26 protein-coding genes are annotated in these 25,191 nt (G+C 55.6%); 8 read left to right on the top strand and 18 right to left on the bottom strand.

Going from position 1 to position 25,191, the window contains the following annotated elements; translation table 11 throughout:
• Positions 1–2: 2 nt before the first annotated feature.
• The 13 genes from SK58_RS16310 to gspC form a co-directional block, all read right to left on the bottom strand.
• Positions 3–2,705, bottom strand: a complete 2,703-nt coding sequence (locus SK58_RS16310) for a glycosyl hydrolase family 18 protein (protein WP_048220200.1) — start codon at positions 2,703–2,705, stop codon at positions 3–5.
• A 254-nt stretch (positions 2,706–2,959) separates the two neighbouring features.
• Complete coding sequence (locus SK58_RS16315; protein WP_048220201.1) at positions 2,960–3,757, bottom strand: prepilin peptidase; 798 nt, start codon at positions 3,755–3,757, stop codon at positions 2,960–2,962.
• On the bottom strand, positions 3,754–4,239 hold the full coding sequence (gene gspM, locus SK58_RS16320; RefSeq protein WP_045341351.1) for a type II secretion system protein GspM: 486 nt from the start codon (positions 4,237–4,239) through the stop codon (positions 3,754–3,756). The genes SK58_RS16315 and gspM overlap by 4 nt, the downstream gene beginning before the upstream one ends.
• Positions 4,236–5,369, bottom strand: coding sequence for a type II secretion system protein GspL (gspL, locus tag SK58_RS16325; protein WP_048220202.1), 1,134 nt, complete (start codon positions 5,367–5,369; stop codon positions 4,236–4,238). Before gspL ends, gspM begins: the two co-directional genes overlap by 4 nt.
• A gap of 15 nt (positions 5,370–5,384) precedes the next feature.
• On the bottom strand, positions 5,385–6,395 hold the full coding sequence (gspK, locus tag SK58_RS16330; RefSeq protein ID WP_017693718.1) for a type II secretion system minor pseudopilin GspK: 1,011 nt from the start codon (positions 6,393–6,395) through the stop codon (positions 5,385–5,387).
• Positions 6,392–7,000 (bottom strand): type II secretion system minor pseudopilin GspJ, encoded by a 609-nt coding sequence (gspJ, locus tag SK58_RS16335; RefSeq protein WP_017693719.1) that lies wholly within the window; start codon positions 6,998–7,000, stop codon positions 6,392–6,394. The genes gspK and gspJ overlap by 4 nt, the downstream gene beginning before the upstream one ends.
• Positions 6,997–7,377 carry a type II secretion system minor pseudopilin GspI gene (gspI, locus tag SK58_RS16340; protein ID WP_015571001.1) on the bottom strand — a complete coding sequence of 127 codons (381 nt, stop codon included), beginning with the start codon at positions 7,375–7,377 and terminating at the stop codon, positions 6,997–6,999. The genes gspJ and gspI overlap by 4 nt, the downstream gene beginning before the upstream one ends.
• Positions 7,370–7,855, bottom strand: coding sequence for a type II secretion system minor pseudopilin GspH (gene gspH, locus SK58_RS16345; protein WP_047718683.1), 486 nt, complete (start codon positions 7,853–7,855; stop codon positions 7,370–7,372). The genes gspI and gspH overlap by 8 nt, the downstream gene beginning before the upstream one ends.
• A complete protein-coding gene (gspG, locus tag SK58_RS16350; protein ID WP_047051793.1) occupies positions 7,855–8,304 on the bottom strand; it encodes a type II secretion system major pseudopilin GspG in 450 nt (149 codons plus the stop codon). Before gspG ends, gspH begins: the two co-directional genes overlap by 1 nt.
• A 3-nt stretch (positions 8,305–8,307) precedes the next feature.
• On the bottom strand, positions 8,308–9,516 hold the full coding sequence (gene gspF, locus SK58_RS16355) for a type II secretion system inner membrane protein GspF (protein ID WP_048220203.1): 1,209 nt from the start codon (positions 9,514–9,516) through the stop codon (positions 8,308–8,310).
• Positions 9,516–10,994, bottom strand: coding sequence for a type II secretion system ATPase GspE (gene gspE, locus SK58_RS16360; protein WP_023303376.1), 1,479 nt, complete (start codon positions 10,992–10,994; stop codon positions 9,516–9,518). Before gspE ends, gspF begins: the two co-directional genes overlap by 1 nt.
• Before the next feature lie 14 nt (positions 10,995–11,008).
• Positions 11,009–12,925 carry a type II secretion system secretin GspD gene (gene gspD, locus SK58_RS16365; protein WP_015571003.1) on the bottom strand — a complete coding sequence of 639 codons (1,917 nt, stop codon included), beginning with the start codon at positions 12,923–12,925 and terminating at the stop codon, positions 11,009–11,011.
• Positions 12,926–12,938: 13 nt separating this feature from the next.
• A complete protein-coding gene (gspC, locus tag SK58_RS16370) occupies positions 12,939–13,670 on the bottom strand; it encodes a type II secretion system protein GspC (RefSeq protein ID WP_047733068.1) in 732 nt (243 codons plus the stop codon).
• A 300-nt stretch (positions 13,671–13,970) separates the two neighbouring features.
• Here gspC and SK58_RS16375 point away from each other — a divergent pair, with 300 nt between their 5' ends.
• On the top strand, positions 13,971–15,533 hold the full coding sequence (locus SK58_RS16375; RefSeq protein ID WP_047733066.1) for an ExeA family protein: 1,563 nt from the start codon (positions 13,971–13,973) through the stop codon (positions 15,531–15,533).
• Positions 15,533–16,165, top strand: coding sequence for a hypothetical protein (locus SK58_RS16380; protein WP_048220204.1), 633 nt, complete (start codon positions 15,533–15,535; stop codon positions 16,163–16,165). Before SK58_RS16375 ends, SK58_RS16380 begins: the two co-directional genes overlap by 1 nt.
• On the opposite strand, the gene SK58_RS16385 is transcribed toward SK58_RS16380, so the two are convergent.
• The 3 genes from SK58_RS16385 to SK58_RS16395 all read right to left on the bottom strand — a co-directional run bounded on the left by SK58_RS16385 (position 16,162) and on the right by SK58_RS16395 (position 18,205).
• Entirely contained in the window at positions 16,162–16,785 is a 624-nt protein-coding gene (locus SK58_RS16385) for a helix-turn-helix domain-containing protein (RefSeq protein WP_017693726.1), read from the bottom strand. The two genes, SK58_RS16380 and SK58_RS16385, sit on opposite strands and share 4 nt — an antisense overlap.
• 269 nt (positions 16,786–17,054) lie before the next feature.
• A complete protein-coding gene (locus SK58_RS16390) occupies positions 17,055–17,885 on the bottom strand; it encodes an N-acetylmuramoyl-L-alanine amidase (protein ID WP_048220205.1) in 831 nt (276 codons plus the stop codon).
• Positions 17,882–18,205, bottom strand: a complete 324-nt coding sequence (locus SK58_RS16395) for a heavy metal-binding domain-containing protein (RefSeq protein WP_006174327.1) — start codon at positions 18,203–18,205, stop codon at positions 17,882–17,884. Before SK58_RS16395 ends, SK58_RS16390 begins: the two co-directional genes overlap by 4 nt.
• Positions 18,206–18,302: 97 nt before the next feature.
• On the opposite strand from SK58_RS16395, the gene SK58_RS16400 reads away from it, so the two are divergent.
• The 6 genes from SK58_RS16400 to artJ all read left to right on the top strand — a co-directional run bounded on the left by SK58_RS16400 (position 18,303) and on the right by artJ (position 22,828).
• Positions 18,303–18,821 (top strand): lipoprotein, encoded by a 519-nt coding sequence (locus tag SK58_RS16400; protein WP_015571007.1) that lies wholly within the window; start codon positions 18,303–18,305, stop codon positions 18,819–18,821.
• A gap of 226 nt (positions 18,822–19,047) precedes the next feature.
• Positions 19,048–19,776 (top strand): arginine ABC transporter ATP-binding protein ArtP, encoded by a 729-nt coding sequence (artP, locus tag SK58_RS16405; protein WP_006809439.1) that lies wholly within the window; start codon positions 19,048–19,050, stop codon positions 19,774–19,776.
• 18 nt (positions 19,777–19,794) lie between these two features.
• Entirely contained in the window at positions 19,795–20,526 is a 732-nt protein-coding gene (gene artI, locus SK58_RS16410; RefSeq protein ID WP_006174322.1) for an arginine ABC transporter substrate-binding protein ArtI, read from the top strand.
• Between the two features lie 6 nt (positions 20,527–20,532).
• Entirely contained in the window at positions 20,533–21,249 is a 717-nt protein-coding gene (gene artQ, locus SK58_RS16415) for an arginine ABC transporter permease ArtQ (RefSeq protein WP_048220206.1), read from the top strand.
• Positions 21,249–21,917: an arginine ABC transporter permease ArtM gene (artM, locus tag SK58_RS16420; protein WP_048220207.1), complete on the top strand. Its 669-nt coding sequence runs from the start codon at positions 21,249–21,251 to the stop codon at positions 21,915–21,917. The genes artQ and artM overlap by 1 nt, the downstream gene beginning before the upstream one ends.
• 179 nt (positions 21,918–22,096) lie before the next feature.
• On the top strand, positions 22,097–22,828 hold the full coding sequence (gene artJ, locus SK58_RS16425) for an arginine ABC transporter substrate-binding protein ArtJ (RefSeq protein WP_048220208.1): 732 nt from the start codon (positions 22,097–22,099) through the stop codon (positions 22,826–22,828).
• Positions 22,829–22,904: 76 nt separating this feature from the next.
• Here the strand turns inward: artJ and SK58_RS16430 are convergent, their stop codons facing one another.
• Together SK58_RS16430 and SK58_RS16435 are read right to left on the bottom strand one after the other, a co-directional pair.
• A complete protein-coding gene (locus SK58_RS16430) occupies positions 22,905–24,374 on the bottom strand; it encodes a sensor histidine kinase (protein ID WP_048220209.1) in 1,470 nt (489 codons plus the stop codon).
• Positions 24,358–25,065 carry a response regulator transcription factor gene (locus SK58_RS16435; protein ID WP_022650690.1) on the bottom strand — a complete coding sequence of 236 codons (708 nt, stop codon included), beginning with the start codon at positions 25,063–25,065 and terminating at the stop codon, positions 24,358–24,360. The genes SK58_RS16430 and SK58_RS16435 overlap by 17 nt, the downstream gene beginning before the upstream one ends.
• Positions 25,066–25,191 lie beyond the last annotated feature (126 nt).

Here is a 25,191-nt window from a genome sequence, read left to right on the forward strand (position 1 = left end):
GATTATTTGCAGTCTGTTGATGCGCCTTCTTTTACCCATACGTCGCTGTTGGCTGGGTTATCACCACGGGTCCACCATTTCGCACGGTAAACGTTTCCTTCATAGGTGGTAGTGTCGCCGCCGTTGTAGACCAGGTCAGAACGCCAGTTCATCTTCACGTTGCTCACCAGCTCCCATGCATCCACACCGAAGCCAGGCTGATTGCCCTGGGTCCAGTACTTCGCTTTCCACACCAGATGGTCGAAGCTTACGGTATCGCCACCGTTGTAGATTTTGCTGGATTCCCACGCCGCATATTTGCTGGCGTTAGCATCCACAGGTGCATCGCAGCTCCCTTTGTCAGACGGTGGAGTCACATCATCAGCCGGAGGGGTAACGTCATCCGCCGGGTTAGTGTCTTCGTCATCTGGCACAGGTGCAGGCGCCGCTTTCGGATTCACGGTGACCTGGACGTTAGACTGCACGCTGGTCTTACCGTCGCTCACCACCACGCTCAGGGTGTAGGTAGACGTCGAGCTCACTTCCGGCGCAGTGATGTTCACGTTCGCGGAGTCAGTCCCGGTAGCGTGCATATCTGCTGGTACACTCCAGGCGTAGGTCAACGCATCTCCGTCTGGATCCGCGGCCTGGGCATGCAGCGCATAGGTTTCACCTGATTCAAGCGTGATCGCTTCCATTGGGTTTAAAACCGGTGCCTGGTTAGCTTTCGGCGCCTTGTTCACCACCTGGATATCAATCGCGTTGCTCAGGCCTTTTGCATCGGTCACCGTCAGGCGGAACACCATGGTCTGGTCGGACGTCGCGGCGGCAACGTTAAAGGTCGCTTTCGCTTTGGTGCTGTTGGTGATGGTGACCGACGGACCAGAGACCTGGGTCCATTTGTAGGTAATCGCATCGCCATCAGGATCGCTTGAAGCAGAGCCATCGAGCGTGACGGTTACCGGGCCAGACACGTTCTGGTCGGCAGAGGACGCGATTGGCGCGTGGTTGGTGACCACCGGATCAACCGGCGTAGCGTCGCCGCCCAGCAGGCTTTCGTTCATCGCGTTCAGGATGTCACCGGTGTCAGAGTCGATAGACCATGCGAACAGGCCACCCAGTTTATTCGCCAGAACATACTTACCTTTCGCCGTGGTTGAACGCGCATCTTCATACGTGATCAGGTCGCCGGTAGTTTTGTTGAAGACGTAAGGGGCTTCCGCATCAGCGTCGTAGCCGTATTCCCAGCCTGGTTTGCCTTTGTATTCGTTAACGATCTGACGATAGTCAACCACACCGGGTTCCCAGGTCCCTTTCACCATACCTGTAGCGGTGCCGGTGAAAAAATTGTTACCGGTGTAGCCATGCACGCCGGTCCAGCCGCGGCCATACATTCCCGCACCCACCACGATCTTGCCTGGTTGTACGCCCTGGGAAAGCAGCGCGTTAACGCCATTTTCAGTGGTGTAGTCAGTGTCCGGACGCCATGCTGGCGCGCGCAGCGCCGCCTGGTGGCCGAGAACGGTGTTGCTCCAGCCGCCGTAGAAGTCATAGCTCATCAGGAAGATGTGGTCGAGGTACTGCTGAGCGGCAGTGTAATCCACGTCTTCGATCTTATCGCGGCCTGCACCGATGGCGCTGGTCAGTTCATAGGTACGGCCCGTCTGTGCAGACAGCTCGTTCAGCATGGTGCGCAGGTCATGCATCAGCGCGGTATAGGTCGCTTTATCCTGCTGCGGATTGCCCAGGTTTTCGCTCACACCGCCGCCGCCAGGGAATTCCCAGTCGATATCCACGCCGTCAAAGAATTTCCAGGTCTGGAGGAACTCTTTCACAGAAGAGACAAAGCGTGCGCGGATAGCCGGGTCACCCATGTGGAAGAAGGGATCGGAGAGCGTCCAGCCGCCGATAGATGGCAGCACTTTCAGGTCCGGATGCGCTTTTTTCAGCGCCATCAGCTGGCCAAAGTTACCTTTATACGGGTCGTCCCAGCCGGAGACGCCAGCCTGTGGTTTTTGCAGCGCAGCCCATGGGTCGTGGATCGCCACGGTATAGTCAGGTCGGCCCTTACAGTCGTTCTGGAGCACGCGGAAGCTGTTGCCGCCTTCAATGGTTTTCAGGCCGTCGTTGATGCCGTCACCGCCACAGATTGGAATGAAGCCGTAAAGAATGTGGTTGAGGTTTGCCGCAGGGATCTTATCAACCGGGAAGTTACGGTCATAAACGCCCCACTCCGGGAAGTAGGCCGCAACCACTTTATCGGTATGCTTCGCAAACGCTTTGTTATTCTCTTTGGGAGACGTATTCAGCGGCAGCAGGTGGCTACCGTCGGTGTCTGCCACAATAATCAGCTTGCTGGCGCTTTTCGCACAGCCGCTGGCGTTACAGACTTCAACCTGCTCCTGATAACGCCCGCCTTTTTTCACTTTAAACGTTGCAGAGCCCGTCGCGCCGGCTGCGCCGGTCCATACGGTTTGTCCGTCCAGCAGAACTTTCGCTGAAGTTGGCGCATCACCACTCCAGACGTTCCACTCAACTTTTACATCCACGCCATCGTTATGCACTTTGACAAGATTGTTATAATCCTGGGCAGCCTGATCCACTTCCACCAGGGCAAATTTGTCATTGCCATAGCCGATCGTCGGTGCACCTGGCGCTGCTGCAAATGCGGAGCTGGTTGCCGCCGCAATAAAGAGCGCCAGATATTTTGGCTTCATAAATTTCATTTTTATTTCCTGATAAATTTATTCGTAACGTAATAACCCATGTCTTCCGTGAGATCATGGATGCATTTCGCGTAATGCGTATTTAACCAACGTGAGTGTCGTGAACAAAAAATTGTTGCTGCGTTGTATTCCTCCATTAAAAGATACAAGCCCAAATTCCGTGTAGCTTATATCCTTTACGATACACTGAGCATAAAGAGACGTCCTTCTCTTCTACCATCGAAAAAACTCATAAAAAATCTTGACCTGTATATTTAAAATGTGAAAGCAAATTGCTGACTCATAAATACCCCTATTCCAGCAAAGGCGAGATAAGGACCAAAAGAAATAGTGAGGTTATTTTTATTTAAATTATTTACGGCGAAATAACCGACAATACCGCTTAACGCTGCCGCCAGTTCAATGGAGGGCAACGCCTGCCAGCCGCACCAGGCGCCCAGCGCCGCCAGTAGCTTAAAATCCCCGTAACCCAGACCTTCTCGTCCCGTGATCAGACGAAAAGCCCAGTAGAGCAGCCAGAGCGACAGATAGCCCGCCACTGCGCCGAACAGCGCATCGCGTAGCGGCAACGTGTGGTCAAACGCATGGAGCACTAACCCCGCCCACAGCAGCGGCTGGGTCAGGCAGTCCGGAAGCAGCTGGTGCTGCCAGTCGATCATGGCCAGCGGCAGTAAAAAAGCCGCCAGTAACCACAAAGAGAACAGCGCCTGAACGTCCGGCATGCACCAGGCCGTGATGCCAAAAAACAAGGCGGAGATCAGTTCGACCAGAAAGAGTCGCAGCGGGATCGCGCTGCCGCACTGGTGGCAGCGTCCCCGTAATAACAGCCAGCTGAGCAGCGGGATGTTTTCCCACGCGGCAAGTGCGTGCTGGCACACCGGACAGTACGAGGCCGGAAAGAGCAGATTGCCACTCCCCTCCTCATCCATCACCATCCCCGGTACGCGCTCGGCGACAACGCCAAGAAAACTGCCCACAATGCCGCCCAGGATCGCACTCATTATCGGGAACCCTACCGGGCAGGCGTCCCGCATCAGCGAAAAGGTATTCATGCGTTTCTTGACCAGGTGAGCTGCACCTGAGCTTTTACGTCGCTGAGGTGGTCCACCGGCGTGAGGTTTATTTTTTGCAGTCTCACGCCGGTGGTCTGATTAATTTCGCGCAGCCAGCTTTTTAATTCATAAACATTCACCCGATTCACCACGAACGATAAAGTTTGTCCCTCCTGGCGCATATCCGTCAGTGAAAGGTTAATTTCATGGGCGCTGTTCTCGACCACCGTACGCGGATTATTCGTTTTGACTATCTGGACCTGAAGATGATTTTTATCAATTTCACTGCGCATCCAGTTAAGGGTTTCTTTTTGTCTTTTAAGCGTCGACTTACTATTTTGAATCATATTATCCAGGGGGATCACTCCCGTGTAATACACCGCTGCCCCCACAATGGCAACGGCACATATTTTTAAAATAATTTTTTCCCGGGTGCTGTAATTCTGATAGCGTGACTTCAGCTGCGCGATTCGCTCTTTCATTTATGTTTCCCTGCGATCATGGCGGTATACGGTTCGGTTGTTGAAACAGGCTGTAAGGTAAAATCAAAATTCTCACTGGTCTGGTTAACAAACGCCTGCAACGCGGGCTGGTTTTGCGCGCTGACGCTCAGCGTCAGGGTGTTTTGCTGCGCATCGTATTCCAGCAGCTCGATCTCCATCGCAGGGACTGACTGCCGGGCTTTCTCCAGCTCATCAAGCTGAAGAAAGAATCCCTTGCTCTGTTTTTTCAGGCTTTGACCAAAGTGATATTTGATATTGGTCTGCTGGCGCATGCTGGGGAAATGGTGCTGATAAACCTGGACGATCTCCTCCTGCACCCGATTTTCCTGCTGCACCAGCATCCAGGCCATTGCAATGCGTGGCCCCAGCAGCAGAGCAACAGACAGCACACCCACCGCCACCATCGCGGCTTTCATACTTTTCGCCGCCCGCCCATGACCGGCCTTAAGGCTGAATTCACCGTGAAGCAGGTTAACGCGGCAGGTTTGCCACTGCGGCTGAATCAGTGCCAGCGGATGCTGCCAGGCATGCTGCACGTCAACGTGCACCTTCGCAGGCGCATCGCCGTAACACCATACTTCCCCGACCCCGGCTTTCTGCATTAACAGCGGCAACAGGGTTGCCTCCATTTCACCTGCCACATGGGGCGATAAACGCAGCCAGTAGCTATCATCCTGTGCGACCAGCGTGCTGCCCCCTGTCGTCACGGGTAGCAGCCAGGCATCAGGCAGGGCCTGAATCACGTTTAATCCGGCCTCCTGACAGCGGGTTAATGCCGCGCGCAGGCGGTCGGCGTCAATGGCCACGGCGTCGACGTCGGCGCCTTTTTTGTGGAGTACCGTCCAGTGGAGGTTGTCCACGTCGCCAATCAGCGTCTCTTCCGCCATCCACGAGAAGGCCATCGCCTGAGAAGCCATCTTTTTCGGCAGCGTAAAATGGCGGAAAATCATGTCGCTGGCGGGCAACAGGAGACAAACGCGCGTAGCCAGGGGATGTTCGGCCAGCATCTCCAGGCTGTCGACCACCTCGTCGCGCTCGCTGCCGGACTCACACCACATTATTTTCCCGCCCTCGCGGCTGTCGGGACGAACAAAAAGTACCTGTTTCATAACGTTCTACTTTTCTTATTCAATCATTCGGTAACGACGCTGCCACGTCACGATCTCACCGGCTTCGTTATTCACCTGAAGCTGGCTGACCACGCGAAGCGTTAATTCATCGGTATTGCCGGTGTAATTCACGCGGAAGTACCGGCTGTTTATAGAAAATTGATCCGCCACCTGCGGGAGATCGTCTTTTAACTGCGGGAAGGCCTGCTCCAGCGCTTTGCTGAACGCTTCCATATTTTCCCAGCCCGATTCCGGACGCGCATCCAGCAGGCGAACGGCGTCATCCCGCGTCAGTTTTCCGGGGAACATGGCCGCCAGCACGGCGGCCTGTTCCGGTTGCAGGGTGTTGACATCGACCTTGCTGGCAGCGTCCGGCAGCGCGCATAACAGCTTGCTCACCTTCGGATACGCCGTAACAGGGAACGCCGGCAGCAGTTTGATTTCCGCGATGCTGCGCATCATCTGATTTGCCGGTTGCCGCGCGGGCACGACGCCAGCCCACGCATCGCTTTCGGCCCCCTCCTTCGCCGTGGTGCTGTCACCATCGAGATAATCCACCAGCTGGAAATAGACCGCCTCCGCCGTGCCCGGGCTGAGGCCGCTTTCCGTCAGAAGTTGTTCAACAATCCGCGCTTTACGCGGTGTTTCCGCCACCGCGGGAGCGCTTTGCCCCTGGGGTGCGATGTCGGCGGTCAACAGGTTATTGACGTTAAAGCAGTCCTGCGCATCTTCCACCTGGCTCACGACCGTATAGTCCTCACCCTGCGTCTCCAGCGGCTGATGCCAGTCGCCGTCCAGGGCCAGCGGCTTGCTCTCGCCGCTGGCGTCGGTCTGTAACCGGTCCTTCACCACTTTTTCCTGGGTCTGCATCGCCCAGCGCAGCTGCTGCTGGCTTACCTGATAATGCGTTTTCTGCAAATTACGGCAGAACTGCTGGCTGATTTTGGCGGCCAGCGCCGACATCATCACCAGCAAAATCAGCACCACCAGCAGGGCGACGCCCTGTTGTTGACGGATTCGGTTCATGGTCTGGTCTCCGGCGAAGGCGCTGGCGCTGCGGCAGCGGCCACCTCCGGCATATCACCCGGTGTAGTGAACACCCAGCGCCAGGTATCCCCGTTTTCCATCGTCAACGTAACCTCCACGCCGTCCGGCAGATGGGCGGCGTCGTGCCAGGCTGTCAGCCAGCCCTGACGATAAAACCGCCACTGCAATGATTTTACGCCGCTGACAATCGGCACCTCGTCAGGCTTAACGTCCGCCGGAACGTCAATGACCGGCCAGACATCGCGATGCAAACGCCCCTCTTCCAGCCGCCAGCGCACGCGCTCCAGCTGGACCGTTCCGCTCACGCCATTCAGGGTGGTCAGTTCAAGAGCATCGCCCTCCTGACGAAACAGCTCCGGCTCATTACGCGGGGCGCGCGCCTGAAGCTGGAAAAAATCACGCTCCATCAGACTCCAGGCGCGCTGAAGCTGGTTGAGCTTTGCGGCGCTGGCATCGGTGGCCGAGCTGGTACGCATCGCGCCGTCCAGAATTTGCCAGGCCAGGGTGCTGATCACCGCGAAGATAGTCAGCGCAATCATGATCTCCAGCAGGGTAAATCCGCGCTGGCGTCGCGTTTTCTTCACTTGCTCTCTCCCGGCGGAATGATGCGCAGGGAGATAACCGGCTGGCTCTCATCGCTTTCCGCATATACGCGTAGGGTATTCGCCCAGACGTTGTCGGCGGTTTTCACCCGCTGCTTACGCCAGTTCCAGCTGCGCCCGCCCATGATTTCCGTCCCCTGCTGTTCAGCATCCGGGAAGTCGGTTCGGGTGAGCTGTGCTTCCGCCAGCTGATTTTCCGCCACCCAACTGGCCTGCAAGGTATCGGCCAGGCCATGGGTAAAACGCACGTTCAGGGAGACCGAGTTCATCAGTGCCAGCGCGGCGGTGGAGAAAATCACCAGAGCGACCATCACCTCCAGCAGCGTCATCCCCTTTTGCTTTTTGTTGCCGTTAGCCATCGTTTTCTACCGATACCGGCGCCGCACCGTGCGACACCACGCGGAAATGGTGCTGTTTGTCGTAACTTTGCAGCGTCAGCGTAAAGCGGCTGATTTCACCGTCCGGTAAAAAGATCACCTGCGGCTCGGACGTCACCGTCGCGGCCAGGCGCTGCGGCGAGAGCGACACGTGCATCTCTTCCGGAAAATCACCTTTGGTGTTAATGCGTCCGGCAGATAATGGCACCCAGTGACGCTCGCCATTTTTATCGGCGATCGTCACCAGCTGATATTTATCGGTGGTGATCACCAGCCCGACAATATTTCCGTCCATCACCGCACGGTCTGAACCATAATCAACGAGCGCTTTTAATTGCTGGCCAAATATATCCGCGCCGCTGCGCGAAGGAATGGTGGATACCACCATCATGGCGCAACTGGCAAATATCACCAGCGCCAGAATAATTTCCAGCAACGTAAAGCCGCGTTGATTTTTCATTATTTCTCTTTCTTATCCAGAGACCAGTTGGTAATGTCATCGGCGGTATTGGCTTCGCCGTCCGGACCGGCTGAGAAGACGTCCACCGCGCCGTGTTCACCCGGGCTTACCAGAATATAATCATTGCCCCAGGGGTCCTGCGGCAGGCGACGGATATAGCCGTCCGTGCGGTAGCCGTTCGGGATTGGCGCGATTTCAGGTTTGGTCACCAGCGCCTGCAAACCCTGCTCTGTGGTCGGGTAGCGGTGGTTATCCAGCTTGTACATATCCAGCGAGCCTTCGAGCGCGACAATATCGCTGGTTGCTTTTTGCGTATCAGCTTTTTCCTTATTGCCCATTAAATTTGGCACCACCATACTCGCCAGTACGCCGAGAATAACAATAACCACCATTAATTCGAGCAATGTAAAGCCCGCCTGGCGAGCCAGGTTTTTACGTTTTAAAGCCATGATTTAACCTACCATATTATTAAGTTGCAGAAGCGGTTGTAATATTGACAGCACGATGAATAAAACAATCGTCGCCATGGATACCACCAGCGCCGGTTCAAAGACCGACAGCGTTAATGTAATTCGATGTTGTAAGGCCGATTCCTGGTTTTCCGCCGCGCGGTCCATTAAATTACCTAATTCCCCGCTCTCTTCGCCGGAGGCAATCATATACAGCATGGTGGGCGGGAATAATTTCGCCTGTTCCAGCGCCGCATACAGCGACGCCCCCTGGCGCACGGTGTCGGCGGCCTGCTCCAGCACCTGCCGGGCATAGAGGTTTTCGAGACCGTCCATCGCGATATACATCCCCTCCAGCAGCGGCACGCTACTGGCCTGCAAAATGCTCAGGGTACGGATATAGCGGGCGCTGTTGATGACGCAGACCAGCTTTTTAATCGGCGAGCCGTTCACCAGCCAGCTGTGCCAGCGATAACGGTTTTTGGCATTCCTCAGCCAGGTTTTGAAGCCGATAAAGCCGCCGCCCAGAATGCCCACAATATAAATGCCCCAGGCTTGCAGGAAATCACTGACCGCAATCAGCGTCCGGGTGGTGATCGGCAGCTGCTGCTTCATGTGGGTGAACTGCTCAATCACCTGCGGCACCACCGCCACCAGCAGGATGCTGATAACCGCGATGGCGACCACGGTGAGGGTTATCGGGTAGACCATTGCCTGCGTCAGCTTGCTTTTCATCTTCTGGCGCTGCTCGTTGTACTCCGCCAGCTTTTCCAGCACGTCGCCCAGGTGACCGGTCTTCTCCCCGGCCATCACCAGCGTGCAGTAAAGCTTGTCGAAGGTGCGCGGAAACTGGCTGAAGGCATCGAACAGGGTGTGGCCTTCCACCACCTTCTCGCGGATCTCCACCACCATCGCCGCCAGCTTTTTGTCTTCCGTCTGCTTCGAGATCGCTTTCAGCGCGCTCTCCAGCGGCAGCGCGGCGTTGACCAGCGTCGAAAGCTGACGGGTAAACATCGACAGCACCGGAGTAGAGAGCTTCACCCCGGTTTTCGCTTTCCCGCCAGCCGCCGTTTCGCGGGTTTCGGTGATGCTGACGGGCATCAGCTTTTGCTCGCGAAGCCACTGGCGAACCTGCTTCTGCCCCTCGGCCTGTAACGTCCCGCGCTGTGTTTTCCCCGCGGCATCTGTTGCCGTCCAGGCGTAGAAAGCCATTACGCATCCCCTCCACGTTCGGCGGTGACGCGCATGACCTCTTCCAGAGACGTCACGCCGCCGATCACCTTCAGCAGCCCGTTTTCACGCAGGCTGTAGGCATGCTTAAAAAGCTGCGTTTCGAGGGACATTTCGTCCTTATCTTCATGGATGGCGCGGCGCATGGCGCTGTCCACCACCAGGAATTCATGGATACCGGCGCGGCCCTGATAGCCGCTCTGACGGCAGTGTTCGCACCCCACCGCGCGGTAAATCGCGTCTGGCGGCGCGGCCATAAAGCTGAACAGCGCTTTTTCATTGGCGTCCAGCGGACTGGTGGTCCGGCAGTGCGTACACAGCCGACGCACCAGACGCTGGGCAATGACACCGAGCAGCGATGAACCGATTAAGAAGGACTCCAGCCCCATATCCCGCAGACGGGTTATCGCCCCTGCGGCACTGTTGGTGTGCAGCGTCGACATCACCAGGTGACCGGTCAGCGACGCCTGCACCGCAATCTGGGCGGTCTCACCGTCGCGAATTTCCCCGATCATCACCACGTCCGGGTCCTGACGCAGAATGGCGCGCAGCCCGCGGGCAAAGGTCATGTCCACGCGCGGGTTAACCTGCGTCTGCCCCACCCCTTCCAGCTCGTACTCAATCGGGTCTTCCACGGTCAGAATGTTGCGTTCGTGGCCGTTCAGCGCCGAAAGAATGGCGTACAGCGTGGTACTTTTACCGGAACCCGTCGGGCCGGTAACGAGGATGATCCCGTGCGGGCGGTCGATCAGCCCTTTCAGCTTCTCCAGCTCTTCATCAATCAGCCCCAGCTTGTTGATGTCGGGCTTGAGATTGCTTTTATCGAGCAGGCGCATCACCACGCGCTCGCCGTACTGGGACGGAATGGTCGAGACGCGCACGTCGATGGCCTTGCGACCGATGCGCAGGGAGATACGGCCATCCTGCGGGAGGCGTTTCTCGGCGATGTCGAGTTTCGACATCACCTTGATACGCGACACCAGCAGCGGGGCGAGCTTACGCGCCGGTTGCAGCACCGGGCGCAGCACGCCGTCAACGCGAAAGCGTATGCTCAGGGTGCGCTCGAAGGTTTCGATATGAATATCTGACGCGCCCTCCTTCACCGCCTCGCCGAGAATGGCGTTGATCAGGCGGATCACCGGCGAGTTTTCATCGTTATCGAGCAAATCTTCGTTATCCGGGATCTCCTCGGTTAACGCCATCAGATCGATATCCGCGTCCATGTCGTCCACCAGCTGCTGCGACACGCCGCTGCTCTGCTGCCAGATTTTGGCCAGCATCTCGTCAAACGCTTCCGGCGCCAGGGTAACTGGGACAAACGCGCGTCCCAGCACCCGACGCACCTCCAGCAGCGCTAACGCCGGGGTGTCCTCACGGATATAGACGTCATTGTTGTAAAGCAGAACGCCGTTTTCTTTTGCGTAGTTGCTGCTACACAGGGTTTTAGTCAGTTCGTCCACGTTTCCCCTCCGCCTTACTCTTTAAACGGATTGCGTGCCGCGTGGGTTTTCACGGGTGCAGTGCTGGCGGCAGGAAACGCTGGCAGTACGGCGTTGTCGCTCGGCTCGACAATACCGAGCTTTTTCTCTTCCACGCGCTGCATCTGGCGCACCCGGATCTGGTCGTATTTCTCTTTCGAGGCTGCGCTGTAGTTGTCGTCGTCACGCAGGACGGTGGTATGAATAAACACCATCAGGTTGCGTTTAGAGGTATCCTGCGAGGTGTAGCGGAACAGCTGCCCGACCAGCGGGATATCGCCGAGCAGCGGCACTTTGGAGACCGACTGTTTGGTCACATTTTCCATCAGGCCGCCGAGCACCACCGTCTGGCCACTGTGGACCATCACTTCGTTATTAATCGTGCGCGTGTTGAAGGTTGGGCCGAGGCTGGAATCTTCCGTTGCGCTGTTGTCGACGCTGGATACTTCCTGCTCAATCTTCAGGTGGATCATGTCGCCATCGTTGATTTGCGGCACAATCTTCAGCTTGGTCCCCACGGTTTTACGCTCAACCGAGTTAAAGACGTTGTCGCCGCTGGTGGTTTGCGAACCGGAAAGCACCGGCACATCCTGACCGACGTTGAACGACGCTTCTTTATTATCCAGCGTGACCACGCTTGGCGTGGAGAGGATGTCGTTTTTACCGTCGGTGGAGAGCGCGGTCACCAGCGCACCGAAATCACCGTTAAAGAAGCCGGTCGCAAGGCCCGTGAAGCTCGCCCCTTTCATGGTGCCATTTTTAATCTGGCTGATTGGCAGGCCGGTAGCGCCAAACTGCACGCCGCCGTGCTTGCTCGTCCACTGCACGCCAAGATCCAGGCCGTTGCCGTCCTGCACTTCGGCAATGATCGCTTCCACCAGCACCTGCGGACGGCGAATATCCAGCTTGTCGATCACCTTCTCCAGGGAGTTCATCACGTTAGGCTGCGCGGTGATCACCAGGGAGTTGGTCGACTCGTCGGCGGTAATGTTCAGGTCTGTTGAGGCGCTCGCGGTTTTCGCTTTGGCCGCGCCCGGCTTGTCTTTCAGCTGCTCGCCAATCCCCGTCAGCACCGGTACCACTTTGGTGGCGCTGGCATATTTGAGGTAGAAGACGCGGGTGTTCCCCTCGTTATTCTGCTCGCGATCCAGCTGATGGATAAGGGAACGGGTACGCGCGCGCGCATCTTCCGAGCCGCTGATCACCAGGCTATTGGTTTCGTCATCCGCCACCACCTTGGTCGCCAGCTGCGGCGCATTCTGCCCCTTCTGCTCTTCGTTGTTGAGGTTATTCAACATATCCGAAAGCTCTTTGGCAGAGGCAAAGCGCAGCGGGATGATTTCGCGGCGCTGAATACCGTCTTTATCGACGCGCTGAACCAGATCCACCAGGCGGTTCACCACCGAGGCTTTACCGGTTAACAGCAGGACGTTGGACGGCTCAAAGTGGACCACATTCCCGATGCCGGTGGCATCGTTGAGCTGACGCAGCAGCGGGGCCAGCTCGCGAACGGGTACGTTTTCCATACGCACCACGCGGGTGATAATCTCGTCACCTTTGCCCGGGTTCTTGCTGTCTGCCAGCGGCGCACCGGCGGTACGCGCTACGCTTGAGCGCACCACTTTGACCATGCCGTTGTCCATCGGGATCACCGACAGGCCGTAGAGATCCAGCACGCTCAGGAAGAACTGGTAATACTCATCCTCCGTCAGCACGTTGTAGGTTCTGACCGAGACGGTTCCCTGGACGGACGGATCGACCAGAATAGTTTTGTTGAGATTGCGACCTACCGTATCGATAAACTCGCGAATATCAGTATTTTTAAAACTTGCGCTAAAGTTAGCTGCAAGCAGCGAACTGGAATATAACGACAATGCGGTCAGCGCCACGCACGCCCAGGGAAATTTTTTCATGTCTGCACACTTATTAATTGTTTAGAACATTAACCCGAATATTTTCAAGGTGAGCGTGACGTCGTACGATGACCTCCGCTTCTTTCATTTTCGACCAGTTGGCAATAATGCTTTTCGCTTTTGCTTCATCGGTCATATCGACAGAGTTAACCTGAATCGCCACATCGCCTTTTTCCAGACCTGACTGACTGTAAAAGGCGGAGGCATTCCTTGGGTTTATCCTGTAGCCTTCCAGTCGGCCTTTTTCAATGATGGGTTTTAACACCAGATAATCATCAAGATGCACACTCTCTGCGCCAGCATCTTTCGTCGATTTTGTAACCGGGCCGCTCTCCACGCCCCCCTTAAAATAGTCCGGTTTATTTAACGCCAGTACCTGCGTAGCACCTTCATAATTAACCACCACATTATCTTTGTTTATTTCCTGAATAAATGCGTCGTTAAACCCGGCGAGCGGTTCACCCTCGCGGTAGCTTCGCTGGCCGCCCGGGGTTTTGATGACAGCGAAGGAGAGCCAGGCGTCATCACTGCGCACAATGCCTTCAATCTCCGCCGCCAGCGGGGGTTTTGCCGCAGCCGATAAGTTATCCTGACGGACGGCAGCCGTAAAAAGCGTGAAGGGTTTGTCTTCGCGCGTTTTTTTCAGCGGCTGTAGGTCAGAATTAGCAAACTTATTCATAACTTTTTTATAATCTTTAAAGGTGAGATAGCCTTGCTGGCCACAAAAAATGAGCAGCAAAAACATAATACAAGGCGTTATCCACCGTGACAGAAATGAGAACCTCATTTTTTATCCGGCCTATAGCAAAGCAAAAATAAGCAGCGTCATACTGCGCCAATATGGAGGAAAATAGTAATAAGCTGTTGCAAACGCGACCACTGACTTCGCCACCAACTTTCATAAAGAAAAATATTGACCGTATAAATTCCAGATGTTAGGCGCAGCCGGCTGGATATTTTTACTCTGTCTGCAAATTGACCGCTCAGGGGCATTACCTTACTTTCTGCTGCTGTTGCTATTCCTAATCAGAGACGGTAAGTCGTTATGTATCAGAGCCACTTTAATTTTAAAAATCCGCCATTCAGGACAATCACCCGTTTATCCGGTGATTTTCTGGTGCCTTATCATCAGGACGTGTTCAACCTGCTGAAAGAGAAAACCCAGCTGGCGGGAATTATCGGGCTTTTTTGCGACGACGCTCCGCTTCTGGGTCTGTTCATCGACGCGCTGAAAGCCAGCAACCATACCGTTCTTGCCATCAACGCGTTTCCCAAACTGAGTGCCAGTAGCCTGCTGTACAAACTCAACCCGGGAACGAAAGCGATTAAAGATCGCATGCAGGCGGTGGATGCCGTCCTGCGCCAGTGGCAGGAGGGGAAAGCGAAATCCAGAGTAGTGACGATCGCCCATGCCGAAGCCATGAAGGAGAGCTGCCGTGAAGTCCTGGGAACGCTGCTCACGCGCGCCCAGGAGCTGAACTTCCGGCTCGCCGTGGTACTGACGGGCACTGCGGATCAGGAGATCCTGCTAAAGCAACCTGAACTGCGCGAATATACGCACACGCATCATGCCCTGCGCCCCCTGACCTGCCGCGAATACCTGAGCTATGTTCAGGCCCAGTGCGAAGAACACGGCTGCGAAAACTCGCCGTTGCCGCCTGCCCGCGTGCGCAAAATGCACACGCTGACCAAAGGCAATATCAGCAAACTGAATGCGCTGGCGCACCTGTCAATGCTCGCCGCCTGGACGGAACGCGCGGCGCAGGTCAGCCCACGTCATTTACGTCTGGCGGCGGGAGAGATCCTGCCCGCCCAAAAACACGGTAAGCGCCTGGCGACCGTGGGGCTGTTTGCGTCCGTGCTGTTTGCCGCCTGCGGCTGGTATTTGACCTCATCGATCGGCGCACGCCTGCCGATCCAGCTGCCGGTGCCCGTCAGCTGGAAACAGCAATCGCTAAAAGTCGAAGCGCCCGTAGTGCCGGTTATCGACAACGAAATAGTTAATCAGCCGGATGCGATGCATCAGTTGTATCTCATGTGGGGGTATGACGCCTCGGCCGAAGATGCGCTGTGCCAGAACGCCGCCAAAGTGAACCTGATGTGTAAACAGGGGAACGCGTCGCCGGAGACGCTGGCGCAGGAAGGGTATCCGTGGGTCAGTGAACTGAAAACCAGCGGCCATCTTAACTATGCGGTGGTCGCCAGGGTCGGGGACACGTCCATTGACCTGTTAATGAATAACCGGACCTGGCAGGTGAGTCGCAGCTGGTTTAACCGGCACGCGACCGGCAACTTCACCCAGCTGCACCGCCTGACACCGGAAGGTAAAGACGCGATCGGCGCGGCCAGCGACAGCAAAGATATGGCCTGGCTGGATCAGCAATTAAGCCTGGCGCTGAGCCAGCCCGAAACGCATGCCCGGATCTGGACCACAGAGATGATGAAACGCACCCGCGAGTTCCAGCAAAAAATGCATCTGCACGTGGATGGTATCCCCGGTGAAGATACGCTGATGCAGCTGATGCGCGTGACCAACAGCACGCCGGGCGTACTGATTCAGACCACCCGCACCACCCCGGACGCGAAAATGCAGGAGAAGAAAGCCTAATGTCGACCATCTGTCTTGCGGCCCAGCGCAGCTATACAACCGGGGAAGCGGTCTGGTTTTCGTACCGTCTCCCCAGCCTGAAAAACATATTCGGCAAAACAGCGTTATGGCTGGTCGGGCTTTGCGTCATGCTGGTTGTCGGCCTGTATATGCACGTCTACTGGAACCTGCGCCACCCGGCGCCTGAACCGGTCAACGCCAGCGTTGCTAAACCGGAAACGCAGCTTTCGGATATGCATTACGTGTACGTGAGTAAACCGTTCCCGCAGCCTAAAGCTGCGCCAGTGCCAGTTGATGTTCCATCGATGCAGGATCTGCCGATCAACAGTGATGATGGCGACTGGCAGCAGGCGCCCGACGGCGCGGTGCCACACGACGCCTCGCGGGATACCTTACCCGGGACCGAAGCGCATGAGCACGATAACGCTCCCGCCAGCACGGGCAGTGAAGAGTCATCATTAACAGAATTATTTAAGCAGGCGCTAAAAGAGCAGGAGCAGGATTATTCTCAAGGAAAAATTCCCGCGCCGCCGGTTGACGAAACGCAGGATAATTCACAAGCCAGTGTAAAAAACAGTGGAAATAGCCGTTCTCCTTTCAGTGAAAAAGGAGACGGCGGGAGCAGGTATTAATATTTTTCAGGCAGTGCGGTAAGGTTAAGCAGTCGACCTTTTTCCACCACAATATATTGACCCTTTTTCAGATCGGAGAGGATTTTAATAATAGTGCTACGTGCCAGGTTAGTGTATTCCTGAATGTAATCATAAACGTTAATATCACGCTGTTGTTGAACAATCAGGTCGTTAATCTCATATAAAAATTCGCGGACAACGGAATACGCACTGCGGGCAACCAGAACATCATCACGTTTGCTCAGCATGCAGATGTACCAGGAAAGGACTTTGGTCAGTTCTGGCCACAGATTTTTTTCGGTCATCAGCTGGGCGAAGACCTCTTTCTTGATCGAGCGAACAACCGTATTCGTCCGAACAAGGCCGTACATATGGGTGGCGTTGTAATACATTGACGACAGGCCGAAAATGCATTGCCCGGTGACGGTGAACATGCACAGTTCATCAGATTCACGTCGAAATTCGACTTCACCGCTGACGATAATATGAATATAGCCGGAATCAGAGGTGGAAATTTTCTGCCATTTTTTTAACGTTCTTTCTTCAACGCCTGAGGTTGCAGAAATGATCTTTTCCATTTCATGTTGCGGACGTAATTTTTTTCCATAGATGCTTAACATTGTTATACCCGATTTAAGATGTGATTTTTAAAAAGCATGGCCACGGTGTTGTTACCGAGCCATAAATATTTTTCCTGATGAAAACGTCAAGAATAAACAAAAAAAGAGTGAAGCTTTTTATTAATTCGCCAAATTACTTAGCGCGCTATGTGTCCATCTTAAATCGGGATAATTTTAAGTCAATTAACTAAAAATGAAATGAGTTTGTACTTAGGATTAATCTGATAGAAACTTGCTAAAATATACTCATTCGGGGGTAATCCGAAGGTTTACCCCTGCCCGTATTTCTCTAAAAGTGCTTCAGCAATCGCCATGGTTTCAACATCTGCAACGCCACTCCATAACTGCGGACGGAAATGCATCTGGAAAACCATGATGATGCGTTTTTGCTGTTCGGGCGTACTGTTTTCTGGCACCTCGTAACCGTAGCGCGCCAGCAAATCGAGCAGTGCTGCGGTATCAACCTGCTGATAATGCGGTCGCCCGTTGATATAAAAATTCACGCGCCCCGGATCGGGCCAGGCTCCGATACCCTGCTGCGCCAGTTCGCGCCAAGGAAACAGTGGCCCAGGATCGTCTTTACGCTGCGGGGCGATATCCGAGTGTGCCACCACGTTCTGCGGTTTAATGTCGTAGCGGGCGATGATGTCTCTGGCAAGCGGGATCAGCGCCGCAATTTGCCCCGGTTCGAAGGGGGTAAAGGTTTTCACGTCACCGGTTTTCCGCCAGCCGCGGTTTTCCAGCTCAATGCCGACGGAGGTATCATTTATGCGGTTGGTGCCACGCCAGAAGCTGATGCCCGCATGCCAGGCCAGTTCGCTCTCCGGGACCAGCTGCCAGATACGCGGTTTGCCCTGCGGAACTGGCGGCTTTGCGGGGATGAGATAGTGAGAGCTGACGTTTTTATCGGTCAGGGTCGCAAGCGAGGTGTCGAAATCATCGGCGGTGTAGTGAATAACCAGCACCTTTATACGCGGGTAGGCCGCCTGCGCCTGATGGCGCGTATCCAGCTCGTACGCGCCTTTATCAACAATGCCCTCTTCCGAGGCGCATCCTGCCAGCAACATCGCCAGCAGGAGGGTTGAGAGCGAACGCTTCATCGACGGGTTTTCACCGCCGTACCGCTTACGCTCACCATCAGCATGCTGGCATCTTTCCCGACCGTTTCGTAGTCGATATCAATGCCCACCACCGCATCCGCGCCCAGCGCTTTGGCCTGCTCGCCCAGCTCCTTAAAAGCAATCTCGCGCGCCTTACGCAGCTCTTTCTCGTACGCGCCGGAACGACCGCCGACGATATCCCGAATGCCGGCAAAGAAATCGCGGAAAATGTTGGCGCCCAGAATCGCCTCACCGGTGACCACGCCGCAGTACTCGGTAATCGGTTGACCTTCCAGGGTTGGCGTTGTTGAAAATTGCATACTTTCTCTCCTTCTTTAGCGTTCAATGCGTTAGCGACAGCATTATCGGTTCGTTACGCTATGATTGAAAGGATAGTTAATAAATAAGGAAATCAACATGCGCTACTCTGCTTTAACGCTTTTAGTGCCATGCGCGCTGGTGCTCAGCGCCTGCACAACGCCGGTCACGCCAGCCTTTAAGGATATCGGAACCCGCAGCGGCCCTTGTATTGAGGGTGGCCCGGATGCCGTGGCGCAACAATTTTATGATTACCGTATTCAGCATCGCGGTAATGACCTGACCGCCCTGCGCCCGTACCTGAGCGATAATCTGGCGAAACTGCTCACCGACGCTTCGCGCGATCCGCAGCACAACGCCCTGCTGTCATCCGATCCGTTCTCCAGCCGCGCCACGCTGCCGGACAGCGCCGACGTCGCCAGCGCGTCCACCATACCGAATACCGACGCACGCAATATTCCCCTGCGCGTGAAGCTCACCCAGGGGACGCAAACCTGGCAGGATGAGGTGCTGATGATCCGTGAAGGCCAGTGCTGGGCAATAGACGATGTGCGCTACATTGGCGGCAGCGTTCATGCCCCGGCGGGCACCCTTCGCCAGTCGATCGAGAACCGCTAACGCCTCCGTTCAATAAACGTTAACCCCGTAAAATGTCCGGCATTTCCTGCGGAATGCCGACATTTATACTCGCCCCCCTTTCCCGTCGCTATTTTGTGCTATGTTTAAGAGGAAACACGGGTTATATTTAACTTTTAACGCAGAAATATTGCATAACTATTCTGTCAACGGTACTATCTGCGGCCTCAATTGCTATAGATTGCCTGGATGAGTAAAGACTGCCCCGATGAGTATTAAACTAAACGGCATTAACTGCTTCTACGGCGCACACCAGGCGCTGTTCGACATTACGCTGAGTTGCCCGGAGGGCGAAACGCTGGTTTTGCTCGGCCCAAGCGGCGCGGGAAAAAGCTCCCTTCTGCGTGTTCTTAATCTGCTTGAAATGCCCCGTTCGGGGACACTGGCCATCGCCGGTAACCATTTTGACTTCGCGAAAACCCCGTCTGATAAAGCGATTCGTGAACTGCGTCAAAACGTGGGCATGGTTTTCCAGCAATACAATCTCTGGCCGCATCTGACGGTGGTGCAAAACCTGATTGAAGCCCCGTGCCGCGTGCTTGGCTTAAGCAAAGACCAGGCGATGGCGCGTGCGGAAAAGCTGCTGGAACGTCTGCGTCTGAAACCGTACAGCGACCGGTATCCTTTACACCTCTCTGGTGGTCAGCAACAGCGTGTGGCGATCGCCCGTGCGCTGATGATGGAGCCGGCGGTGCTGCTGTTTGACGAGCCAACCGCGGCGCTGGACCCGGAAATTACCGCCCAGATCGTGAGCATCATTCGTGAGCTGGCGGAAACCAACATTACCCAGGTCATCGTGACCCACGAGGTGGAAGTGGCGCGCAAAACCGCCAGCCGCGTGGTCTATATGGAAAACGGGTATATCGTTGAGCAGGGTGACGCGAGCTGCTTCACTAACCCGCAAACCGATGCCTTCAAAAACTACTTATCACACTGATGTGTTAGGGAAACTATAATGAAAAAAGTATTGATTGCCGCGCTGCTTGCTAGCGTCAGCCTTTCCGCTACCGCAGCCCAGACCATCCGTTTCGCCACTGAAGCGTCCTACCCTCCGTTTGAATCCATTGATGCGAACAACAAGATTGTTGGCTTCGACGTGGACCTGGCAAATGCCCTGTGTAAAGAGATCGACGCGACCTGTACCTTCAGCAACCAGGCGTTCGACAGCCTGATCCCAAGCCTGAAGTTCCGCCGTATCGACGCCGTGATGGCCGGTATGGACATCACGCCTGAGCGTGAAAAGCAGGTTCTGTTCACCACCCCTTACTATGACAACTCGGCCCTGTTCATCGGTCAGAAAGGTAAATACGCCTCCGTTGACCTGCTGAAAGGCAAGAAAGTCGGCGTGCAGAACGGCACCACGCACCAGAAATTCATCATGGATAAGCATCCGGAAATCACCACCGTGCCGTATGACAGCTACCAGAATGCGAAGCTAGACCTGCAAAACGGTCGTATCGATGCGGTGTTCGGGGACACGGCTGTCGTGACTGAATGGCTGAAAGCGAACGACAAGCTGGCCGCCGTGGGTGACAAGGTGACCGATAAAGACTACTTCGGTACAGGTCTGGGTATTGCCGTACGTCAGGGCAATACCGAGTTGCAGCAGAAATTCAACGCTGCGCTGGAAAAAGTGAAGAAAGACGGCACCTACGAAACCATCTACAAAAAATGGTTCCAGAAGTAATTCCTGATGAATGAAATTTTTCCTTTAGCAAGCGCCGCCGGGATGACCGTCGGCCTTGCCGTTTGTGCACTGATTATCGGCCTCGCACTGGCGATGTTCTTTGCGGTGTGGGAGTCCGTTAAGTGGCGCCCTGTCGCATGGCTCGGTTCAGCGCTGGTGACTGTGCTGCGTGGACTGCCGGAAATTCTGGTGGTCCTGTTTATCTATTTCGGCTCCTCACAGCTGCTGTTAACGCTGTCGGACGGCTTCACGATTAATCTCGGCTTTGCGCAGATCCCGGTGCAGATGCAGATTGAGAACTTCGACGTCAGCCCGTTCCTGTGCGGCGTGATTGCGCTCTCCCTGCTCTATTCGGCCTATGCGTCACAAACGCTGCGCGGCGCGCTGAAAGCGGTACCGCAGGGTCAATGGGAATCCGGCCAGGCGCTGGGTCTGTCGAAAGCGGCGATCTTCTTCCGCCTCGTGATGCCGCAGATGTGGCGTCATGCCCTGCCAGGGCTGGGTAACCAGTGGCTGGTACTGCTGAAAGATACCGCGCTGGTGAGCCTGATCAGCGTGAACGATTTGATGCTGCAAACCAAAAGTATTGCCACCCGTACCCAGGAGCCGTTTACCTGGTACATTGTGGCGGCGGCGATCTACCTGGTGATCACGTTGCTGAGCCAGTACGTTCTGAAGCGTATTGATCTGCGCGCAACGCGTTTTGAACGGAGACCAGGCTGATGCTGGATTATTTACCCGAACTGATGAAAGGGCTGCACACCAGCCTGACGCTGACCGTCGCGTCTATCATCGTGGCGCTGATCCTGGCGCTGATCTTCACCATCGTCCTGACGCTGAAAACGCCGGTGCTGGTGTGGATTGTACGTGGCTACATTACGCTCTTCACCGGAACGCCGCTGCTGGTGCAGATCTTCCTGATTTACTACGGCCCGGGCCAGTTCCCGTCGTTACAGGAATATCCGGTTATCTGGCATATGCTCTCTGAGCCATGGCTCTGCGCCCTGATTGCCCTCTCCCTGAACAGCGCGGCCTATACCTCGCAGCTGTTCTACGGCGCCATTCGCGCGATCCCGGAAGGCCAGTGGCAGTCCTGCGGGGCGCTGGGCATGAGCAAGAAGGATACGCTGGCGATCCTGCTGCCCTACGCCTTTAAGCGCGCGCTCTCTTCCTATTCCAACGAAGTCGTTCTGGTGTTCAAAAGTACCTCTCTGGCCTACACCATCACCCTGATGGAAGTGATGGGCCACGGACAGCTGCTGTACGGACGCACCTACGACGTGATGGTGTTCGGTGCGGCGGGTCTGGTCTATCTGGTGGTCAACGGTCTGCTGACCCTGATGATGCGTCTTATCGAGCGTAAGGCGCTGGCGTTTGAGCGCAGAAATTAATCGACTTAATGCATAAAGCTATTTTCGTAGTGCGGGTAACCTGATGGGTTACCCGCATTTTTTTATGCATTAAATAATATTTAATCATATTTATTGCATATAAATTCATTGAGTGGCATTGTACATCCATGCCGCAGACACGGCGCATAATGACAAGATTGACAGACGGGAGCATTACAATGAACAAGTTAGTTCTGGCCGCATTACTCGCAACCTTCGCCGCTGGCGCATCCGCCGCCGATAAAATCAATTTCGGCGTTTCTGCCACCTATCCGCCGTTTGAATCGCTGGATGCAAGCAACCAGATCGTCGGCTTCGACATCGACCTGGCGAAAGCGCTGTGCAAGCAGATGCAGGCCGACTGCACCTTTACTAACCACGCATTTGACAGCCTGATCCCGTCCCTGAAATTTAAAAAGTACGACGCGGTGATCTCCGGCATGGACATCACGCCAGAGCGCAGCAAGCAGGTCGCGTTCACCGACCCGTACTACGCGAACTCTGCGGTGGTGATTGCGAAGAAAGGGGCTTATAAATCTTTCGACGAGCTGAAAGGCAAACGCATCGGCATGGAGAACGGCACCACGCACCAGAAATACCTCCAGGACAAGCATCCTGAAGTGAAAACCGTGGCCTACGACAGCTACCAGAACGCCATTATCGACCTGAAAAATGGCCGTATTGATGGCGTATTTGGCGACACCGCGGTCGTGAATGAGTGGCTGAAAACCAACCCGCAGCTGGGTACAGCGACGGAGAAAGTGACCGATCCGCAGTATTTCGGCACTGGCCTCGGTATTGCCGTGCGTCCGGATAACAAGGCTCTGCTTGAGAAACTGAACGGCGCGCTGAAAGCGATCAAAGCTGACGGCACATACCAGAAAATCAGCGAGCAGTGGTTCCCGCAATAACCTTTTTTGCCGGGTGACCTGGCCTACGGGGGTGGTCTGTAGGCCGGGTAAGGCGAAGCCGCCACCCGGCAATTTCTTAAAGCGGCACAAAGAACCTGAACCGTGCCCCGCTCACGGACTCCATCAGCCTGATCCCCCCGCCGTGCAGCTCCAGCATTCTTTTCACGATTAACAACCCTAACCCGCCCCGGTGCTCCCGCGAGGCCTGCGGATTTAACGCTGACGGACGCTGGAACAGATCGTCCCGTAATGCGGCATCAACACCCGTTCCGCTGTCGGCCACTTCAACCTGTAACCGGTCGTTCTCCTGCCACACCGCCAGACGAATGTCTCCACCTGCTGGGGTATGGCGTATCGCATTATCCAGCAGATTCGTCACCACCCGTTCAATCATGGAAACATCGGCCAACACCAGCGGCAGCGGACCCGGGACGTCAATGTGCAGATTTAACTCACGCGTGCGGGCAGCGAGTTCAAACTTTTGCGCCACGTCGGAAATCAGTTCAGCCATGGCAAAACGCTCGCGCTGGGGCTTGATGCCGCCGTGCTCAAGACGCGCCAGCTCGAACAGCTGCTGCGACAGATGGCGTACCTTTTGCCCCTGACGCAGCGCGGTAGCGAGGTACTGCTGATGCTCCTGCGGCGACAGCGTTGCGGATTTCAGCGACAGCGTTTCCAGATAACCCAGCAGCGACGTCAGCGGGGTGCGTAAGTCGTGCGAAATGTTGGCGATAAACTCCCGGCGCTGGCGGTCGCTGTCGGCCAGCCGATCCCACTGAGAGGTGATTTTGCGCGCCAGCTCGATAAAGGTATTGCGCAGGATCGCCACTTCATCCTGGCCGGCAGGCTCAAGCGGCTGGGCCGCCAGCTGCTTAATCGCGCTGATGCTGTCCTGCTCCAGCCCGGCCACGTCCAGCGTGAGCTCTTTAACCGGGCGCGTCACCCAGTACCAGAGCAGCAACCCCGCCAGCAGACCAAACAGCGCCACCAGCAGCATCGACCACAGCGCCGTACTCCAGAGCGCTTTGTGCCAGGCCATCTCCGCCAGCGCGTTGGACTCCTCCCCCTGCAAAATAATGTACAGATACCCCTTCAGCTCACCGTCCTGCCGCAGCGGGGTGGCGCTGAAGACTTTCTTATTCTGGCTTCGGGGATCGTCGCCAAACACCGGCATCACCGTCCCGCTGAGGAAATTCTGTATCGGCACGAGGTCAATTTTTTGCCGCTGAATGTGCCCCGGCGGGGCGGCATCGGCCAGGATATCGCCATCTGGCGAGACAACATACAGCTCGACGCTCGGATTAAAGGTCATCAGCCGGTCGAACAGCGGTTTTAAGGCGCTGCGATCCACCCTGCCCTGCGCATCCAGAATCGCTTCCCGCTGCACAATCTGCTGCGCCAGCCCACCGGAGAGCCGCTGCACCATCGCATTGCCGTACTGCATGCTACTGTAGAGCTGCACCGCACAGGCGACGGTGGCGCAGAGCAGCAGTAACGCCGTAAACAGCAGCGTCAGGCGCTGGCTCAGGCTAAAGCGACGCATCATGATTCTGCTCCGCAAATTTGTAGCCTTTGCCCCAGACGGTGCGAACGATCTCCGGCTCGGCGGCATCTTTCTCTATTTTAATGCGCAGGCGGTTAATGTGGGTATTGACGGTGTGTTCGTAGCCTTCGTGCTGATACCCCCATACCTGCTCCAGCAGTGCCAGCCGCGAAAAGACCTCTCCGGGATGGCGGGCAAAGAAATAGAGCAGTTCAAATTCGCGCGGGGTGAGATCGACGTGTTGACCGTTAAGGCGCACGGTGCGCGCCAGCGGATCGATAGTCAGTCCGTGCGCCTGAATAATGCCGTCCGTCTGCGCCTGGCCCATCGCCTGCTGACGGCGAAACAGCGCCTTAATGCGGGCAATCAGCTCCTGCACCGAGAAAGGTTTTGCCAGATAATCATCCGCCCCTGTTTCCAGGCCAGTAATACGGTCAGTTTCACTGCTGCGGGCGCTAATGATGATAATGGGCAGGTAGCGGGTCATCTGGCGGATACGGCGGCAAATCTCCAGACCATCAACATTTGGCAGCATCAGATCGAGGATCACCGCGTCCCACGGCTGTGTTTCAAGACGCTGTAAGGCGTTGCCCCCGTCGGGCTCGTGGGTAATGGCGTAGCCTTCATCTTCCAGATTAAGACGCAGGAGTGCCGCGATATCGTGGTCGTCTTCTACCAGCAGGATCTGCTTCATGGGTAAGCCTTCAATCATTTGTTATGACGTAAGCTTACCTGATTTCGAGCGGGGGAAGAGTTCACATTTTGTTGAACATTGTGCGGGGTTTATGCCGGGTGGCGGCTTCGCCTTACCCGGCCTGCG

The sequence above is a fragment of the Enterobacter sp. BIDMC93 genome (assembly GCF_001037805.1).
Taxonomy (GTDB): domain Bacteria; phylum Pseudomonadota; class Gammaproteobacteria; order Enterobacterales; family Enterobacteriaceae; genus Enterobacter; species Enterobacter hormaechei_C.

Bases quoted from the DNA above. Each gene is read 5' to 3' on its own strand.
- SK58_RS16400 (WP_015571007.1), top strand. From the start codon at position 18,303: ATGCGCTACTCTGCTTTAACGCTTTTAGTGCCATGCGCGCTGGTGCTC.
- SK58_RS16375 (WP_047733066.1), top strand. From the start codon at position 13,971: ATGTATCAGAGCCACTTTAATTTTAAAAATCCGCCATTCAGGACAATC.
- artI (WP_006174322.1), top strand. From the start codon at position 19,795: ATGAAAAAAGTATTGATTGCCGCGCTGCTTGCTAGCGTCAGCCTTTCC.
- gspD (WP_015571003.1), bottom strand. From the start codon at position 12,925: ATGAAAAAATTTCCCTGGGCGTGCGTGGCGCTGACCGCATTGTCGTTA.
- gspF (WP_048220203.1), bottom strand. From the start codon at position 9,516: ATGGCTTTCTACGCCTGGACGGCAACAGATGCCGCGGGGAAAACACAG.
- artQ (WP_048220206.1), top strand. From the start codon at position 20,533: ATGAATGAAATTTTTCCTTTAGCAAGCGCCGCCGGGATGACCGTCGGC.
- SK58_RS16385 (WP_017693726.1), bottom strand. From the start codon at position 16,785: ATGTTAAGCATCTATGGAAAAAAATTACGTCCGCAACATGAAATGGAA.
- gspI (WP_015571001.1), bottom strand. From the start codon at position 7,377: ATGGCTAACGGCAACAAAAAGCAAAAGGGGATGACGCTGCTGGAGGTG.
- SK58_RS16430 (WP_048220209.1), bottom strand. From the start codon at position 24,374: ATGATGCGTCGCTTTAGCCTGAGCCAGCGCCTGACGCTGCTGTTTACG.
- artP (WP_006809439.1), top strand. From the start codon at position 19,048: ATGAGTATTAAACTAAACGGCATTAACTGCTTCTACGGCGCACACCAG.
- gspH (WP_047718683.1), bottom strand. From the start codon at position 7,855: ATGAAAAATCAACGCGGCTTTACGTTGCTGGAAATTATTCTGGCGCTG.
- SK58_RS16390 (WP_048220205.1), bottom strand. From the start codon at position 17,885: ATGAAGCGTTCGCTCTCAACCCTCCTGCTGGCGATGTTGCTGGCAGGA.
- gspM (WP_045341351.1), bottom strand. From the start codon at position 4,239: ATGAAAGAGCGAATCGCGCAGCTGAAGTCACGCTATCAGAATTACAGC.
- SK58_RS16310 (WP_048220200.1), bottom strand. From the start codon at position 2,705: ATGAAATTTATGAAGCCAAAATATCTGGCGCTCTTTATTGCGGCGGCA.
- gspK (WP_017693718.1), bottom strand. From the start codon at position 6,395: ATGAACCGAATCCGTCAACAACAGGGCGTCGCCCTGCTGGTGGTGCTG.
- gspL (WP_048220202.1), bottom strand. From the start codon at position 5,369: ATGAAACAGGTACTTTTTGTTCGTCCCGACAGCCGCGAGGGCGGGAAA.
- artM (WP_048220207.1), top strand. From the start codon at position 21,249: ATGCTGGATTATTTACCCGAACTGATGAAAGGGCTGCACACCAGCCTG.
- SK58_RS16315 (WP_048220201.1), bottom strand. From the start codon at position 3,757: ATGAATACCTTTTCGCTGATGCGGGACGCCTGCCCGGTAGGGTTCCCG.
- gspG (WP_047051793.1), bottom strand. From the start codon at position 8,304: ATGGCTTTAAAACGTAAAAACCTGGCTCGCCAGGCGGGCTTTACATTG.
- gspC (WP_047733068.1), bottom strand. From the start codon at position 13,670: ATGTTTTTGCTGCTCATTTTTTGTGGCCAGCAAGGCTATCTCACCTTT.
- SK58_RS16395 (WP_006174327.1), bottom strand. From the start codon at position 18,205: ATGCAATTTTCAACAACGCCAACCCTGGAAGGTCAACCGATTACCGAG.
- SK58_RS16435 (WP_022650690.1), bottom strand. From the start codon at position 25,065: ATGAAGCAGATCCTGCTGGTAGAAGACGACCACGATATCGCGGCACTC.
- SK58_RS16380 (WP_048220204.1), top strand. From the start codon at position 15,533: ATGTCGACCATCTGTCTTGCGGCCCAGCGCAGCTATACAACCGGGGAA.
- artJ (WP_048220208.1), top strand. From the start codon at position 22,097: ATGAACAAGTTAGTTCTGGCCGCATTACTCGCAACCTTCGCCGCTGGC.